At 43.0% G+C, this 17548-nt stretch carries 9 protein-coding genes and 1 pseudogene; 7 read left to right on the top strand and 3 right to left on the bottom strand.

Features of this window, described 5'->3' with window-relative positions; translation table 11 throughout:
• Positions 1–65: 65 nt before the first annotated feature.
• The 6 genes from J0X21_RS14505 (at position 66) to J0X21_RS16135 (ending at position 13163) form a co-directional block, all read left to right on the top strand.
• Positions 66–3185 carry a DUF499 domain-containing protein gene (locus J0X21_RS14505; protein ID WP_206812928.1) on the top strand — a complete coding sequence of 1040 codons (3120 nt, stop codon included), beginning with the start codon at positions 66–68 and terminating at the stop codon, positions 3183–3185.
• The gene (locus J0X21_RS14500; protein WP_206812927.1) at positions 3182–3730 is read left to right on the top strand and encodes a DUF3780 domain-containing protein; all 549 of its coding nucleotides are present in this window, start codon (positions 3182–3184) and stop codon (positions 3728–3730) included. Before J0X21_RS14505 ends, J0X21_RS14500 begins: the two co-directional genes overlap by 4 nt.
• A 7-nt stretch (positions 3731–3737) precedes the next feature.
• Complete coding sequence (locus J0X21_RS14495) at positions 3738–6623, top strand: anti-phage-associated DUF1156 domain-containing protein (RefSeq protein ID WP_206812926.1); 2886 nt, start codon at positions 3738–3740, stop codon at positions 6621–6623.
• 15 nt (positions 6624–6638) lie between these two features.
• Positions 6639–9401: a phospholipase D-like domain-containing anti-phage protein gene (locus J0X21_RS14490; protein WP_206812925.1), complete on the top strand. Its 2763-nt coding sequence runs from the start codon at positions 6639–6641 to the stop codon at positions 9399–9401.
• Between the two features lie 128 nt (positions 9402–9529).
• Positions 9530–11095: an SIR2 family protein gene (locus J0X21_RS14485; RefSeq protein WP_206812924.1), complete on the top strand. Its 1566-nt coding sequence runs from the start codon at positions 9530–9532 to the stop codon at positions 11093–11095.
• Positions 11096–11903: 808 nt separating this feature from the next.
• The gene (locus tag J0X21_RS16135) at positions 11904–13163 is read left to right on the top strand and encodes a DUF429 domain-containing protein (protein ID WP_206812923.1); all 1260 of its coding nucleotides are present in this window, start codon (positions 11904–11906) and stop codon (positions 13161–13163) included.
• Between the two features lie 308 nt (positions 13164–13471).
• On the opposite strand, the gene J0X21_RS14475 is transcribed toward J0X21_RS16135, so the two are convergent.
• Complete coding sequence (locus J0X21_RS14475; RefSeq protein ID WP_206812922.1) at positions 13472–13783, bottom strand: MoaD/ThiS family protein; 312 nt, start codon at positions 13781–13783, stop codon at positions 13472–13474.
• Positions 13784–13896: 113 nt separating this feature from the next.
• On the opposite strand from J0X21_RS14475, the pseudogene J0X21_RS16225 reads away from it, so the two are divergent.
• Positions 13897–13996, top strand: a pseudogene (locus tag J0X21_RS16225) (YjbQ family protein); the annotation flags it as partial.
• A gap of 119 nt (positions 13997–14115) precedes the next feature.
• Here J0X21_RS16225 and J0X21_RS14465 read toward each other — a convergent pair.
• Together J0X21_RS14465 and J0X21_RS14460 are read right to left on the bottom strand one after the other, a co-directional pair.
• On the bottom strand, positions 14116–15513 hold the full coding sequence (locus J0X21_RS14465; RefSeq protein WP_206812921.1) for a GntP family permease: 1398 nt from the start codon (positions 15511–15513) through the stop codon (positions 14116–14118).
• 78 nt (positions 15514–15591) lie between these two features.
• Positions 15592–17544: an acetoacetate--CoA ligase gene (locus J0X21_RS14460; RefSeq protein WP_206812920.1), complete on the bottom strand. Its 1953-nt coding sequence runs from the start codon at positions 17542–17544 to the stop codon at positions 15592–15594.
• Between the last annotated feature and the right edge of the window lie 4 nt (positions 17545–17548).

The following is a 17548-nucleotide window of genomic DNA, read 5'->3' as shown; positions in this document are numbered from 1 at the left end:
CACCTTGTAGAGAATTAAGCTCTTACTCAAAAATTTGGTACGAAAAAAGTACATGGAGGTTAACTATGCAAACGGTATTCGAACTCTGTAAACCGAGAGCGAGTGTTTTCGTTGATACGACCAGAGATGATGTCTTAAACCTCAGCGATCTAGTTGAGGATAGAATTGATGTGGATAAGTTTTTCAACGAAAACTTCCAGACCAAAGGGATGGAAATCCTCTTAACCACTGCATTTAAGCGATTCAAAGGGGAATCGAGCACCGGGGTAGTCAAGTTAACCCAAGCTATGGGCGGCGGCAAGACCCATAATATGTTGGCGCTTGCTTTATTGGCTAAAAATAAAGAATGGCGCAAGAAAATTTTGGGTAAAGAGTATGATTCAATCAGTGATATTAGGGTTGTGGCCTTTTCTGGGCGGGAAAGTGATGCGGATTACGGGATTTGGGGCAGCATTGCCGAACAGCTGGGCAAAAAAGAAGTCTTTAAAGATCTTTATACCCCTCTCAAAGCCCCGGGCGAGAGTGCGTGGATCAAGCTCCTGCAAGGGGAAAAGACCTTAATTCTGCTGGATGAGCTGCCACCTTATTTAGAAAATGCTAAAGCAATTACCGTGGGCAATTCTGATTTATGCAAGGTCACGATTACGGCGTTGTCAAACTTATTCTCTGCCTTGGGTAAAGAGCAGTTAGCTAATGTCTGTTTAGTATTCTCGGATTTAAAAGCTACATATGAGTCCGGTAGCGAGATGTTACAATCAAGTTTTAAAGAACTGGAAAATGAGGCGAACCGTTCAGCGATTAACATTGAACCTGTGGCTCTGAACTCTGATGAGATTTATGACATATTAAAGAAAAGACTATTCGAGAGCTACCCATCCAGCAATTCAATGGCTGTGAACGAAGTGGCGGTGGGGTATAAAGAAGCACTTACCAGAGCCAACAAAACAGGGCTAACCAATTATACAGGTGAGAAAGTTTATTTAGGCATCAAGGATTCCTATCCTTTTCACCCATCGATCAAAGAATTGTATGCGCGGTTTAAGGAAAATCCTAACTTCCAGCAAACCAGAGGCCTAATCAAATTAATGCGGCAGATTATCCGGCAGTTTTATGAAAACGGAAGTGCCAAGTTTAAGTATCTGATTAATGTATTTGATATTGATCTTAACGACCGTAATATGCTGTCCTATATCAAACAAATCAAGCCTTCGCTGGAAGCGGCGATTAGTCATGACATTGCCCAGGCCGGAAAATCGGTTGCTGAAGGAATTGATGCGGAAAACGAATCTGACAAGATAACCTATGCCCAGGATGTCGCCAAATTACTACTAATGTCCTCCTTGAGTGAAGCGACACATGGTTTATTGGGGTTGACGGAATCGGAAATTCTCGGATACTTGTGTGAACCACAAGTTGAACTAAATAACTACAAAAAGGATTTGGAAGAGATCAAGACCCAAAGCTGGTATTTGAAAATGGATAATCGCGGTCGCTTGTATTTCCAGAATACCAAAAATATGATCGCGGAGATGAATACGCTCGTTGAGTCTTACAACAACGAAAGCGCGAAGAAAGAGCTCAAGAAATTCCTCGAGGAAAACTTTAAACCCGAGGATAAAAAATGTTATGAACTCCTTTATGTATTACCGGCGATTGATGAGATCCAGCTTGACATGAACAAAATTTCCCTGGTTATATTTGAACCTTACGCCGGCAATAAGCTTCATCCTGACCTGCAGGCTTTTTATGATAACGCAACGTTTAAGAATCGCGTCATGTTCCTCTCGGGCCAGCGCAACGTCATGGAAAAGCTATATCACAACAGCAAACGTCTAACCGCGATCCGCCAGATCATTGCCGGTATGAAGGGAGAACATGTTCCGACAACTGATCAGCAATACAAGGAAGCCGACAGCCAACACGATAAAGTACTGCAAGCGTTATTGCAAAGTATCCGCGAAACATTTATCACCTTGTATTTTCCGACCAGGAAAGGGATTATGTCCGAAGACTTTAAGCTGGAATTCAAGGAAAACTCCTTCAAAGGTGAGGAACAAATCGTCAAAGTCTTAGCCAGTCAGCAGAAGTTCTTCGACTATCAAGCCGATGACCGCTTTATGGAAGAAATGCGTGAACGCTGTGAGGATCAATTATTCACACAAAAAGAAATGACCTACAATCAGATTAAGGAGCGGGCTGCTACCGAAGTGCGCTGGCCGTGGTATTATCCCAATCAGCTTGACGACTTAAGAAAGGATTCCCTAAAAAAAGATAAATGGCGGGAAATCGGCGGATATCTTGTGAAAGGACCTTTTCCGAAAGAGCCAACTTCCGTAATCGTCGAGCAGACCGATTATGATCAGAAGACCGGGGAATTTACCCTGAAAGTGCGTGGGGTCAGAGGCGACAAAGTGTATTATGATATCGGAGCCGAGCCAACAACCGCTTCAGCAGAGGCCCCTGCGATATTTGTTACCAAAGAACCGCTGATGAACTTTATTTGTGTAGATACGTCAAATGAGCATCCTACCGGACCGGTTAAAGAATTCATCTGTTCTGTTCCACTAAAATACGATCAGAGAAGAAGTGTTAATGGCAAAATCCTTCAGCTGCAGACCCATAAAGATTTTGAAATACGCTATACTACAGATGGCAGCAGTCCAAGGGAAAATGGCGGTATCTACACGGGCGAAATCGTACTGCCGAAAAATTGTAAGTTTGTCCGAACCTTTGTGACATACAAAGGCCGACCCATTGAGGAAAAAGATATTGCTATTGCCGAGACTAAGGGGGAGTACGAGTTTAAGATTAATGACAGTGCCCCCCTGGAGTTTGAGTGGAACATTCAGAAGAAATGCAAAGATACAGAATCGACGTATCAGGAACTGGCGAAATTAAAGAAGCTGGAGGGCTCGTTCATTCGGCATTTCACTGTCGTCATCTCGGAAAAAGAAAACAATAGCAATTATATGGAGATTTCTACGGCAAAAGTTCCGTATGACGCGGATAATTTGCAGGCTACAGTAGACCTAATCCGGGACACAGCTTTCAAGAATAAGGAAGTTACAGTTGAATTTGATTACAAAACTATTTTGTTTACCTCCGGTCTGCAGTTTAAGAATTGGATCGAAGTAAACAAATATGACATCACGGAAATACAAAAAGAAGGAAAGATAAGACAATGAGTGTTCGGGAAATAACCTACGGCTTCGGAGTTAACCCTCAGCAGAATGCGAATCATTTCTTTGTTGTTTTGCCAGCGGATAAAGAACAACCTGTCCAAGTCTATGAACGTTTTCAATGGACTGACGGTAGGGAACAGAAGTTAGAAAAGGCGGACCGATTAAGAATGGAAATTTCTCGATATAAATGGAGTAAAGTCAGTGCCGATTTAACATCTGAATTTAATGCTCGCCTGCGGAAAGATAGGTTAAGAGCCGGACGATTTGTCGTTGGTGGAACTCCGGTGGAAAAACTATTCGGCAAAGAAATGATGGTCTTGCTTTGGGGGATTGAAGACTGTGATCCTTCGGTCATTCCGACCGCTATTAGAAATTGGAAAGGGTTAATGCCTGAAGAGCGTTGGTGGCTCTATACCATGACTAACGCCAGTACGGGACAACTCAAAGACAAAAGAGGATGGCGGATCGCTCTTCGGTATGCCTTATGTGAAAATCCTATCAGGGAAAATCCGCAACTCAGTCTGCTGGAAATGTTCGAGGAGGAATAAAAGTACGATGACAGTTTCATTTATAGAAAAGCAGTTTCCGGTTTCCAAAGTGAGTAAAGAAAGTTATAAAGAACGTAAAGCTGGAGCGAGTCAAACTTTAACAGGTCTTGGTAAGTGGTGGGGTAGGAAACCCTTGGTTTTAGCACGGGCTGCAATCCTTGGATGCTTGATGCCTGCCAGTGATAATCCGAAACGAGATATGGAGATCTTTCTCAAGATTATGAGCATGGATAATCATGGCCTTGAGCTGCGTAAGGAAAAATCCTATACAGCAACCGAAATGTATGAAATCGCAATGAATAGTAAAAAACTACGCCACCGCATTAACGACTGGTTTGACACTACTGGGGACAAGGTCAAGCTTAACATTGGTGTGAATAAACGAGAGGTAGAATTCGCTGTATTTAACACACTAGGGTACGATGAAAAATTAACGAAGTGCATCCGGCCGGAGCAGCTGGAAAATCTCGACGAACAAACATGGAACGAAATCAATCAGCATCTTGGCACCTCGGCTCAAAGTCTCCAAGAGCTAGTCGAGCAATTGTCGGTAAAAAGGTATGGTCGGAATGTCGTCGTAGGGGATTGTTTCTGTGGTGGTGGGAGTATCCCTTTTGAAGCGGCGAGAATGGGTTGTGACACTTTTGCCAGTGATCTTAATCCAGTGGCAGGGTTGCTAACTTGGGCGAGTATCAATATTCTAGGAGCAAGTGATCAGGAACTGCAGGAAATCAAGCGATTTCAGCAAGATGTCTATAAAAAGGTTGAGCAGGAGATAGCAGATTTAGGCGTTGAGCATAATGAACAGGGAGACAGGGCCTTTGCATATTTGTATTGTGTCGAAGCCAAATGTCCAGAATGCGGGAAAAGGGTGCCACTTGCACCTAGTTGGGTCATCGGAAAAGGAACCAAAACTGTCGCCAAACTTGTAGAAAATGACAAGAGCTTTGACATTGTCGTTAAGATGGGGGCTACTCCTGCTGAGATGAAGGAAGCTGAAAACTCCGGAACAGTAGGAAATAATGGTCTAAAATGTCCCTCGTGCGGGAAAACCACCCCAATATCATCGTTGCGGCGAGATCGAAGGGGTGAAGGTGGCAATATAATCTATGGACTCAGAAAATGGGAAAAAGCCGAGGTTGATTTTCGTGAAGATGATATCTATAGTGAGAGACTCTATGCCATAAAATATGAAAAGGCTGATGGTAAGCGCTATTATCGGCATCCCAATGAAAGAGATCTACAAAATGAAGCCAAAGTAAAACAAATTGTCGCTGATCATATTGTTTCTTGGCAGGAACAGGGATTAGTGCCGAGCATGGAGATAGAGAGCGGGTTAGAAACCGAAAGGCTTTATAAAGAACGTGGGTGGACTCATTGGCATCATCTTTTTAATGCTAGGCAATTACTGTCGATGGCCTATTTATTGAAGGAAATCTTCACTTTATCAAGGTCAAAAAGGGATAAAGTAGCAGGAATTCTAGGAGTAAATAGGTGTGTAAACTATAATTCAAGACTATGTAGATGGTTAAGTAACGCTGATACAGAGCACGGAAAAGACACATTCTATAACCAAGCTTTGAATACTATATTTAATTATTCCACCCGTTCATTTTACGATTTGAGTGGAACCTTTTCTATCGAAGGAAAGACTTCAACTGTGCAAAAATCAAATAATAAAGAGGTACTTATAGGCGATTCACGTGATATTAATAGATTTTGTAACATTTGGATAACTGATCCACCATATGCTGACGCAGTTAATTACCACGAATTATCTGAGTTTTTTTTAGCGTGGGATAATACACTTATACAGCAAACATTACCCAATTGGTATACTGACAGCAAAAGGATTCTAGCTGTAAAAGGGAATGAACTTTTTTCACAAAGTATGATTGATATTTATACGAATCTAGCTAATCATACTTATGATGACGGAATGCAGGTTGTAATGTTTACCCATTCTGATCCCACAGTCTGGGCACAGCTAGCATTGATTATGTGGAAATCAGGGCTTAAAGTCACCGCTGCTTGGAATATTGCTACAGAAACTGACAGTGGCGGGCTTAAAGACGGTAACTATGTCAAAGGAACTGTTTTACTTGTCTTAAGAAAACAAACCGAAAATGAGACAGCGTATCTTGACGATATAAATTTTGATATTAAAGACGAAGTCAAAGAGCAAATCGATTCAATGCGGGCTCTTGATGACAAGGAAGAGCCAAATTTCTCGGATCCGGACTATGTCCTTGCTGCTTATGCGGCGTCTTTGAAAGTGTTAACATCTTATAAAAAGATCAGCGGGCTGGATCTTGACTATGAGTTGGACTTAGCGATCAATAATCCGTCAAAATCCAAAGTCGTGGCGATTATCGAAAATGCGAAGCGTATTGCTTATGATTTTATTATTCCGGTAGATTTTGATACCTATTTGTGGAAAGACCTAACCCATGCGGAACGGTTTTATATCAAAGGCTTGGAAGCGGAAAAACATAACAACTACCAAATCTCCACGTATCAGGAGTATGCACGAGGATTCTCGATCGGATCCTACAGTCAGCTGATGGCCAGCGAAAAAGCCAATACCGCCAGGTTGAAAACGCCCACCGAATTTGCCATGCGAACCGTAAGTGACATTCCGGATTTTGAAAAATCGGTATTGCGCACCGTTCTAGCAGCAATTTATATTGCGATCAAGGAAGACGGGGTGCCGGAGAAAGGATTATTCCATCTTAAGCAGCAGGTTCCGGATTACTGGGGACGCCGGGATATGATCAAGCAGTTGCTGCTGGTCTTAAAGGATACAAAAGACATTGAGAATATGCCGCATTGGGCTGAAAGTGCGGAAATGGCCGACCATCTGTACGTTTTGGTCGATAATGATCACGTTTAATAAGTAGGTGAGCAGATGATCAATCGGTATTCGTCTAGGCGCAGCAAACTTAGCCAAGCCTTTCTGAACGAAAAATTAAAGAATGCTGTGAGTTATGATCGGATCGCCGGATATTTCTGCTCATCTATCCTGGAGATCGCCGGGGAGAGTATAGAGAATGTCACTGGCAAGGTTAGGATTATTTGTAATTCCTCCCTGAATGCGGAAGATGTGCAGATTGCAGCCTATGCTAATCTCAGAATGAAACAGGAATGGTGTGAGTATTTACCAGAGGAAAAGTATTTTGATGAGAACTCCGCTCTTAGATTAAGAAAGCTTTATGCCTTATTATCATCAGGGAAACTCGAAATTAAGGTTATGCCCGATGAGATCTATGGGCTGATGCATGGTAAAGCAGGCGTTATAACTTACCGGGATGGAAGCAAAACCTCTTTTTTAGGTAGCATCAATGAAACCAAAAGTGCCTATACAGTTAACTACGAAATGCTTTGGGAAGATGACAGCCCGGAAGCTATTGTTTGGGTGCAGGAAGAATTTGATTTCTTCTGGAACAGCAGATACGCCGTCAATCTCTGTGATTTTGTAATTACCGATATTGACCGGATTTCTAAGCGTGTTGTGATTCCTCTGAAAGATTGGCGCGAAGATAGCGATGATGTTGTGCCGGCTGTGGCAGTAGAGGAGACGGTATACCGCCGAGATTTTGGGCTATGGGAGCATCAGAAATACTTTGTCGAGCTAGCTTTTCGTGAACACAAGCAAAAAGGTGGCGCTCGCTTTCTATTAGCCGATATGGTTGGGCTGGGGAAAACGATTCAGCTCGCCATGTCAGCCAAACTGATGGCCTTATATGGAGATAAGCCTGTCTTAGTCATCGTACCTAAAACGCTAACTTATCAGTGGCAAGAGGAACTTAAAACATTATTGGATATGCCGAGTGCCGTTTGGACTGGCCGAGGCTGGATCGATGAAAACGGCTATGAGTACCCTGCTGATAGCAATCGGAGTATTTTAAAATGCCCTCGCCGCGTGGGTATTATTTCGCAAGGACTGATTACACGGAAGTCAGAAGCGGCCGAATTGTTAAAACAGCTGAAATATGAATGCGTTATCCTCGATGAGGCACACCGGGCAAGGCGGACCAACGCTGCGAAGGACCCAGACTTGCATAAGGCGCAACCTAATAATTTGCTCGCTTTTTTAAATGAGATTACTTTTCAGACGAAAAGCTTGTTGCTTGCCACCGCGACCCCGGTCCAGATCAATCCAATTGAGGTCTTTGATTTATTGCACGCGTTATCCTTGCCAAATGAGGCTACCAAAGTATTGGGAGATAAGCACAGTATTTGGAGAAAAAGGCCGCAAACCGCTTTGAACTATGTCTCTGGTAATGTGGATGTTCCTACTTTGGAATCGGAAATGTGGGAGATTGTCCGGAATCCGTTTCCCCAGAAAATCGAGAATAACCGCCGTATTGAAATTATCCGAAATCAATTGGATATTTCCGACGATACTTTTGTCTTGCCGCAAAACATGTATTCAGAATTGCGCTTAGCGCAGAGACAGAAAATTAAGGAGTTATATTTTGACGATAACTTTGTGCAAAACCATAATCCGTATATCCGTTCAATTATCCGTAGAACAAGGAAGTTTTTAGAAGAGACTATAAACAAAGAGACAGGCGAGTATTATCTGGAAAAGATCGAAGTTGAACTCTTCGGAGAGAAGGATGAAGAGGCTCTTGAGCTTATGGGGTATTTGTATCAAGCGTATAAGACCGCTGAGGAATTCTCTACCTTGCTTTCTTCGCGCGTAAAAGGTGGCGGTTTTATGTCAACATTGATGCTCAGACGAATTGGTAGCACCATGCTTGCCGGCGAAAATACGGCCAAGAAGATGCTAGCTTGGACTGCAGAAGGAAAAGAACGCATTAAAGATTTGTATGATGATCTTTTCGATGAAGATGATGAGGATGATGAAGAAAGACGCAGTGAGATTAAAGAGCTTACCTTAGAAGAAGTTCGCTGTTTGGAAAAACTGGTTAAGGTCTTAAAAAACAATAGAGATACGGATCCTAAATATGAAAGAGTACTGAGTATACTGCAAAATGGGGTTAATGACGAAGGGGCTTGGAAAGATAAAGGTTGCATTATTTTTTCACAATACTACGACAGTGCTAAGTATGTTGCCGAATTATTATCCAAAGACTTAAAAGACACGCGGATTGCTTTGTATGCCGGTGGTGATAAGTCTGGGATATACGAGAAAGGCAATTTTCGCAAAGAGACTAAAGAAAATATTAAGAAGGCAGTTAAGAATCATGAACTAAAAATTCTCGTGGGTACAGATGCTGCCTCAGAAGGCCTAAATCTGCAGACGCTTTCCACCCTCATCAATCTTGACTTACCTTGGAATCCCACACGCTTGGAGCAAAGAAAAGGACGCATTCAGCGGATTGGCCAGATCAGCAAAAAAATATTGATCTATAACATGCGGTATAAGGATTCTGTTGAGGATAAGGTGCATCTAAAGTTATCGGAAAGGCTAAAGAGTATTCACGATATTTTTGGCCAAATCCCCGAAGTCCTTGAGGATGTCTGGATTGCGATGGCCCAAAACGATGAGAAACGCGCTGAGGAAGCGATCAATAAAGTACCGAAACGGCATCCTTTTGAACTGAAATACGAGCAGAATATCCTTAAGACCCAGGACTGGCAGTCGTGTACTTTTGTTTTGAATAAAGAAGAAAAGTTGAAGGAACTGCTGAAAGGTTGGTAAGCCTGTTTGGGGTTGAAATGGTTGATTAATATTTTGCCAAAAGACTTTGAGTATCCTAAGTCTTATGATGTTATGAAAGCGAACAATGAGCGGGATTTTAATATTAGTCAAGAGTAGGGAGGTGTCCTATGAATGCCAAAATTTCCGATATAGTAAAGAAGTTTGCTACCACTCCGTTTCTGTTCGTCGGTTCCGGGTTGACCCGTCGATATTATAATTTGCCCGCTTGGAGAGGCCTGCTCGAGATCTTTGCCCGGAGGGTAAAGGATGATGACTTTGCCTATATGAGTTATGAAAGCAAAGCCAAAGCAAGCAATCCACAAGCTGGGCTGTATCCGAAGGTTGCTGAACTTATCGAAAACGATTTTAACGAAAAATGGTTTACCACTCCGGCAATGCGACAGCTAAATGAGGCTTACTTAAAGGAAGTAAAAGAAGGAGTTTCTCCTTTTAAAGCTGAAATTGCCATGTATATCCAGTCTCATTCGGGACTCGTTGGAGAATACCGTGATGAAGTGGAGAAATTACGTACTATTTCAAAGAACAGTATCTCTGGGATCATCACGACCAACTATGATCGTTTTTTGGAGTCTGTGACAGATAATTATGCTTGCTATATAGGGCAGGAACAGTTAGTGTTTTCGGCTATCCAAGGAATTGCTGAAATTTACAAGATACATGGCTCTACTTCACAGCCCGATAGTATTGTGATAAACGAAGTAGACTATTTGGAGTTCGATAAAAGAAGCGCTTACTTGGCGGCAAAACTAATGACTATCTTTTTAGAGTATCCGATAATTTTTCTCGGCTATTCTATAGGGGATCCCAATATCCAAAAGATTCTAAAGGCCATTGTAGAGTGCTTGTCCGTTGAAAACGCTAAGAAATTAGAGAATCGCTTTGTGTTTATCGAATACGAAAAAGGGTTTGGAAGTGTTGAAATAGCTCCCCATACAATGACATTTGATGGCAAAATGATTTCAATGACCAAAATTAAGCTTGAGAATTTTGCTTTGCTTTATGATGCATTGGCAGAAAAGAAAACGAAATTACCCGTGAAGCTCCTCAGGATGTTTAAGCAAGAGTTTTATAATTATGTATTAACCAATACACCGACGGCAAATTTACGTGTGGCCGGAATAGATGATACCAGAGTCGAGGATGAGGAGTTAGTCCTAGCTATTGGTAAGGCAACCGATTTTGGGCTCAAAGGTTTAAAAGGCCTAACCAGCAATGAGTGGTATCGAGATATCGTTATGGATGACCTAGAGTTCACTGCAGATGAATTATTGGAATTTGCTTATCCAAGTATTATCGTGCAAACCAATAGGCTTCCATTGAATAAGTATTTGTCTCAAGCGACCAAAGATTTTCCTAGATGCAGAGAAGATGCTGCAGCAAATGAATTTGAGAATATCATTAGCAACAGTATTAAAAAGTACCGCCATAGAGTAACTATTCCAGATCGAAGTGTCAAGGGAATTATTGCTGATAAGCAAAATTCATTTGAAAAGGCGACAAGATTAATAGCCCATTTAGAACAAAATGAAATAAATGTAGATGACTTAGAATCCTACCTTAAATCCATTTTTCTTAACAACGAAAATATATTAGAAATGGCAACAACTGCTGAAAAAACAAATCTTCGACGTTTAATTCGAATTTATGATTATCTCAAATTTGCGCAAAAGTAAAGGAGCCTTGGTTAAAGTGAATAGCATTTATCCACCGCTCCAAAGCTCCTTTGGTCCGACACAAAGCACAGTACAAATGGAGTGCTAATCAGATTAACACATATTTGAGAGTGCTTTATTAACTAGTTTATGCAACAATAATGTTGTTATTAATAATACAATAATAAAGTTGATTTGTCTATACTGGTAAGCCTATCCAAGCCTATCCACAAATCGGGAAATAGAATAGAATCTTTCTCCGAAAATAAGAGTCTCGGGTTGATTAGGATAGGGCAATAAGCAGAAATAAATTTGTGGTTCGTTTGATAGTACAATTAATTTCAGGTGGGAAGCGAATTCATGTAAATGTATGTTGGGATTACCGATTATGACCGGTTTAAAACACTAAAACAGGCCCAATGTGATGAAGTGAACTTCTGGAAACCGGGAAGTCATGCTTATTTTTGATGCATTATCCTCTCTATGTCGTTCTATTTTGATGAACAGGACTGGATACCGGTTCCACAGGACTGGAGTCGCAATATTATTCAAGGTAAAACATATGACTGGTCCGAGGAGACTGGTCTGGCATTATATAAACAGGTGCAAGAAAAACTAAGATTTCAGAGTATGACACTGAAAATGTTTGTCTTTGATAGTGAGATAAGATTCTACGCCTTTTACGAGCAAAAAGATAAAATCGAAAAAATCTTGGAGAGCTTTCATGGGAAAGACTTAATGCTAGTATGGGGTATTCAGAAATTAAAACAATTTAGGGATGTTTTCAAAGAATATTTGTCCTGAATTATAAGAATGGGGGTAAGCAATTTTGTTTGACTACATACTAACGTACTCGAAAATCAAGTTTTACCCGTTGGAGCCGGTTAAGGAAGACATCAAAATTGAGGATATTGCTCATTCCTTGTCATTGATGACTAGGGCTAATGGGCATTGCAGCCATTTTTATTCCGTTGCACAACATTCGGTCAATTGCTGTCAAGAGGCTAAAAGCCGAGGGTATTCTGAACGGGTCCAACTCGGTTGCCTTTTGCATGATGCCAGTGAAAGCTACATATCTGATTTAACAAGGCCGGTAAAACGAAACTTGCCGGAGTACTTTGCCATTGAGGAAAAGCTGCAAAGTGTAATCTATGACAGATTTGGGTTGGATAATTTATGTCAAGAAGAACTTAAGCAGATTGAAGAAGTTGACGACGCTCTGCTGCATTATGAGTTTGAAGAATTAATGGATTTTAAACTATTAGATGCTCCGCCAAAACTGGTCACTGAGCATGACTTTAGCCAAAGGGATTTTGGCAGCGTGAAAAAAGAGTTTCTAGCTAAATTTAATGCAATAACTCGTAAGAAAACTAGTATTAAATGCGTAGGCATTGATGGTTGTAAAGGTGGCTGGGTTGTTGTTACATTAACTGATACAAGCTTTGAAATTAATATGATTAAGAACATTGGTGAGGTCTTTAATGCCCATAACGATTACGACAGTGTAATTGTTGACATGCCAATCGGATTGCCGGAGAGTACTACTGACGTTCGTCCGGACGGTGCCGTCAGATCGCTCTTAAAAGGCAAGGCTTCAAGTATTTTTAATACCCCATGTAGGCAGGCTGTTTATGCAAATAGTTATGATGAAGCCAATGAAATCAATAAGCGGATATTGGGGAAGGGACTGAGCAAACAATCCTATGCAATTTGCGGAAAGATTAAAGAGATAGATAAGTTTGTAAGTGATTTTCCGGAGTATAAAAATCACTTAGTAGAGAGCCATCCGGAGTTATGCTTTGCGATGCTCAATTCGGGAGAGCCAATTTATGACAACAAGCATACATATCAAGGCGCAAGAAAAAGAATAGAGCTGCTAAGCAGGTATTACGATAAAACGGAAGAGATAATTAGCTATGCTAACAATTCTCCAAAACTCATGAACTGCTTGGATGATGTAATTGATGCACTTTGCATGGCGGTTACCGGTATGATTGCTCATGATAACCTATTGAAGACTATCCCTGAAAATCCTATGATGGATAAACAGGGTATATTGATGCAAATGGTTTATGCAGAGAGAATGTAGAAGGCGAGCTGCAAGAGGAAGCAACTGTTGCATATTTTGCAACAGTTCAAAATGAAAGCCAAAGAAAAGTTGAACGGAAGGTTGCGTACTAGGAACCTCCTAAATCTGAGGGTAAGGGAATTATATGCAATTATTAGCTGTAATTATTGCCTTGATCATAGTTTTGCTTTTTGGCTTTTGGTCAGGTCGACGAAAACAAAAATTAACGAAAAAGCAAGAAGTAAAAGTTTACCCCTTGAGAAAGCGCAGCCGGGCTAATTTGCGGAGGATTAAATAAGCCAGTAAACTATATTGCGTATGGAAAACAGTTAAAGCTTTTTTATTCCTACCAATACACGGTGTGGACCGGGAGTTCCGGGTGGAAGAAAGGCTACCCGGTCTCCCGGTTTAATCAGTCCTTCTCCTAACGGGTAAGCTTTGTGATTAATGAACACGGCTTCTATTTTTTCCAGGGGTAAATTCAACATAGTGGCTAATTCTATTGGGTTACACTCTCGTTCAAGTTTAAAATAATAAGGTATGGGCCAGTTCCGCTCTCGAAAAACATCACGCAAAAACATGAATGCCCGAATCTCAACTGTGTCCGGAACAGTAGTTTCCTGAGAATTGTTGTTTACCATGTTCACCCTCCATGATTCTTCTCGTTCAATTAAGCCTGCTCTAAAACCTTAGTATATATTAATCAGCTCTCCATATCCATAACATTCAAATATACGGTCATGATCCAAAAAGGAAATTGCTCCTGGGCCGCTGGCAGGGCATTTACTTTTGTGAATTTGACGGGCCCCCGTTTTCGTACCTGTTTTGTAAAGATTCTAACCTGTAGTTCGTAAAAGGCTTCACTATGCGCATTATTTGTATAAAAAAACCAGCGGGGTTTAATGGTTTCCGCTGGCGAGTGTAAGTCTTATCTTTTCTTCTTTTGTCGTATTTCAGCCTGAATCCAAACGGTTTAGATAAATCCGATGATACCTTGCAAAAGCATTATAACAAAGTTGCTTACAACCGGAATGAGCAGGGATACCATGAAGATATCTTTGTAGGAATCCTTATGGGTAAGACCAACGATCCCCAACAGAGTGATGACGGCGCCGTTATGGGGCATCGTATCCATGCCGCCGGAAGCAATTGAGGCAACCCGGTGGAGGAGTTCGGGACTGACACCTACCCGGTTGGCCCACTCCAGGTACTGTTTGCCAAAAGCATCAAGGGCGATGCTCATGCCGCCGGAGGCAGAACCGGTGATGCCGGCCAGAACGTTTACCGCTACAGCTTCCGAGGGAAGCGGACTGCCGGAATGCCCGATGCTGAGCAGGGCATCGGAAATAGTTTTGAAGCCGGGCAATGTTTTGATAACGTTACCATATCCCACCTCTGAGGCGGTGTTCATCACAGCGAGCAAGGAACCGATCGCTCCGGCGTTAATCGCCTTGGCGACATTTCCTTTGATTGCTCTGGGATTAATAGCTATGGCAATCAGGATACCAACCACGAGAGCAATGATTAAGGCCCAGTTGTTCATTGTCCCGACAATTCCTGCTTTAGGAATGCTGTAGGGAGGCTGGGTTACCCAGGAACTGATGTCCCAATTTGGAAATACTGCTTTTTGCAGAATGAGGGTGATGACGAGAACAGACGCTAAGGGAATTAGAGCTACCCAATGATTGGGCAAAGTTTTACCCTCGAGCGAATCCGGTTCGTTCAGAGTATGTCTCCCATAGCCTTCCCCGGCGGCTTGCGCCTTGCGTTTCCGATATTCCAGCCAAAGCATGCCTGCGCCAAAAATCAGAATAGCAGCCAGAGTTCCGTAGACCGGTGCAGCAAACAAGTCGGTGTTAAAAAACTTCATGGGAATGGCATTCTGGATTTGCGGTGTCCCGGGAACCGCTGTCATGGTAAAAGTAAAGGCACCCAGGGCAATGGCTCCGGGCAGGAGCCGTTTGGGAACGTTGGCTTCACGAAAGAGGGAAGCGCCGAAAGGATAAACGGCAAAAGCCACCACGAAAAGACTGACACCGCCGTAGGTCAGGATTGCGGCTGACAGTACCACAGCCAGGATGGCCTGTTTGGCTCCGACCTTACTGACAATAGCTTTAGCAATAGACTGAGCCGCTCCCGATTCTTCCATCACTTTGCCGAAAACCGCTCCGAGCAGGAAGAAGGGAAAGTAAACCTTCGCATAATTAGCCATGTTCGGGAGGAAGACCTCCGTATATGTTGGCATTAACGCCATACCGGACAATACGGCTGCCAACAGGGCAAAGACAGGAGCAAAGAAGATGACGGAAAAGCCGCGATAAGCCATATAAATCAGTAGTGCAAGGCTTAATATAATACCTAAAACCGCCAATTTAATACACCTCCATTTGATTCAAAAAAATCCTAACCCCTTCACGACTTGCCTCTATCTCTCCACCCTAAAAATTCTCTAAACCTGCAGCTCCGCTAAATCCTTAAATAGCTCCAAGGCGGCGGGATTCGCCAAAGCATCCCGGTTGAGGACCGGCTCATTGTGGATGATATTCGCAACAGCCATTTCCACCTTTTTCCCGTTTAGCGTGTAAGGAATATCCTTGATCGCCAGGATCTTGGCCGGCACATGCCGGGGTGTGGTGTTTTCCCTGATCGTCTTCTTAATTCTTTTTTGCAACGCTTCATCCAGTTCAATCCCCTCTGCCAGCTTGACAAACAGGATCACCCGCACGTCATTATCCCACTTTTGCCCGACTACCAGACTATCCTGGATTTCGGGCAGGGATTCTACCTGGCGGTAGATTTCCGCTGTGCCGATGCGTACACCGCCGGGATTCAAGGTCGCGTCGGAACGGCCGTAGATAATCACGCCGCCAGTTTCGCTAATCTCCACATAATCTCCGTGCCGCCAAACATTGGGATATACGTCGAAATAGGCCTTTTTATACTTGATTTGGTCCGGGTCGTTCCAGAAATAAATGGGCATCGAAGGAAACGGGGCGCTGCAGACAAGTTCCCCCTTGTTCCTCAAGAGCGGTTGGCCTTGACTGTCATAGCTTTCCACTTTCATGCCCAGGCCGCGACACTGGATTTCACCTGAATAAACGGCTCCGTTAGGATTGCCCAAGGCGAAGCAGGAAATGATGTCTGTCCCGCCGGAAATGGAAGAGAGACAAAGATCTTGCTTGATATCCCGGTACACAAACCGGAAACTGTCCTCAGAGAGCGGGGAACCAGTCGACAGAATAGCTTTTAAGCGGCTTAAATTGAAAATCTCTCCCGGTTTTAACCCTTCCTTTTCCACGGTACTTAGATACTTGGCGCTTGTGCCAAAAACAGTGATTCCTTCGTCCTGCGCACACTGCCAAAGGGCTCCGGCATCCGGATAAAAAGGCGAGCCGTCATAGAGGACCAAAGTTGCGCCCACGGCCAAAGAACTGACCAGCCAATTCCACATCATCCAACCGCAAGTTGTGAAATATAGGATGGTATCTTCTCTTTTCAGATCGGTATGGAGCATTAATTCTTTCAAATGCTGAATCAATGTCCCCCCTGCGCCATGCACAATGCATTTAGGCACACCGGTCGTCCCCGAAGAATACATGATATACAGCGGGTGGTTGAAAGGCAGCTGCGTAAACTCGATTGCCAGACCATCCTCGGGCGCCAGAAACTCATCAAACAAAACCGATTTTGCCACTCTCCGGATGTCCGGTTCTTTTTCGGTGTACGGAACCACCACGACTTTTTCAATGCCCGGTATTTGGTGCAAGATTCCGGCCACCCGTTCCAAAGAATCTAAAGCCTTACCATTGTAGTAGTAACCATTGGCGGTAAAGAGCACTTTGGGTTGGATTTGGCCAAACCGGTCCAGTACTCCTTTGATCCCAAAATCAGGCGAGCAGGAAGACCAAATGGCTCCGATACTGGTCGTTGCCAGCATGGCAATGACTGTTTCCGCCATATTCGGCATAAAGCCCGCCACCCTGTCTCCTGTGGTTACGCCCATGGCACGCAAGGATTTGGCCAGCCGCGCCACCCGGTCATAAAGCATGCCATAAGTTAGCCGGACTGCCTCCTGTCCTTCTCCCTTAAAGATCAGGGCGATCTTGTCATCCCGATAACGCAGCAAGTTTTCCGCGAAATTTAATTCCGCGCCTGTAAACCAGCGGGCAGCCAACATATTATCAAAATTCTCCACAACCTGGTCATAGGTACGGGAAACTTTAATTCCGCCAAATTCCCACATTGCCGCCCAAAAAGCCGGGGCATCCTGAATTGACCACTCATATAATTCGTGATACGATGATATCTGCTGCTGATATTTTTGATTAACCAGTTGCATAAATTCCGTCATATTGGTCTTGGCTTTGCGTTCTGATGACGGTTCCCACAATTTTTCCTTCATTCAT

Origin of the sequence: Paradesulfitobacterium ferrireducens (assembly GCF_017310645.1) — a bacterium.
GTDB classification, from domain to species: domain Bacteria; phylum Bacillota; class Desulfitobacteriia; order Desulfitobacteriales; family Desulfitobacteriaceae; genus Paradesulfitobacterium; species Paradesulfitobacterium ferrireducens.
This window is presented reverse-complemented; position numbering and strand designations above follow the sequence as displayed.

Bases quoted from the DNA above. Each gene is read 5' to 3' on its own strand.
- J0X21_RS14460 (WP_206812920.1), bottom strand. From the start codon at position 17,544: ATGAAGGAAAAATTGTGGGAACCGTCATCAGAACGCAAAGCCAAGACC.
- J0X21_RS14500 (WP_206812927.1), top strand. From the start codon at position 3,182: ATGAGTGTTCGGGAAATAACCTACGGCTTCGGAGTTAACCCTCAGCAG.
- J0X21_RS14485 (WP_206812924.1), top strand. From the start codon at position 9,530: ATGAATGCCAAAATTTCCGATATAGTAAAGAAGTTTGCTACCACTCCG.
- J0X21_RS14475 (WP_206812922.1), bottom strand. From the start codon at position 13,783: ATGGTAAACAACAATTCTCAGGAAACTACTGTTCCGGACACAGTTGAG.
- J0X21_RS14495 (WP_206812926.1), top strand. From the start codon at position 3,738: ATGACAGTTTCATTTATAGAAAAGCAGTTTCCGGTTTCCAAAGTGAGT.
- J0X21_RS14490 (WP_206812925.1), top strand. From the start codon at position 6,639: ATGATCAATCGGTATTCGTCTAGGCGCAGCAAACTTAGCCAAGCCTTT.
- J0X21_RS14505 (WP_206812928.1), top strand. From the start codon at position 66: ATGCAAACGGTATTCGAACTCTGTAAACCGAGAGCGAGTGTTTTCGTT.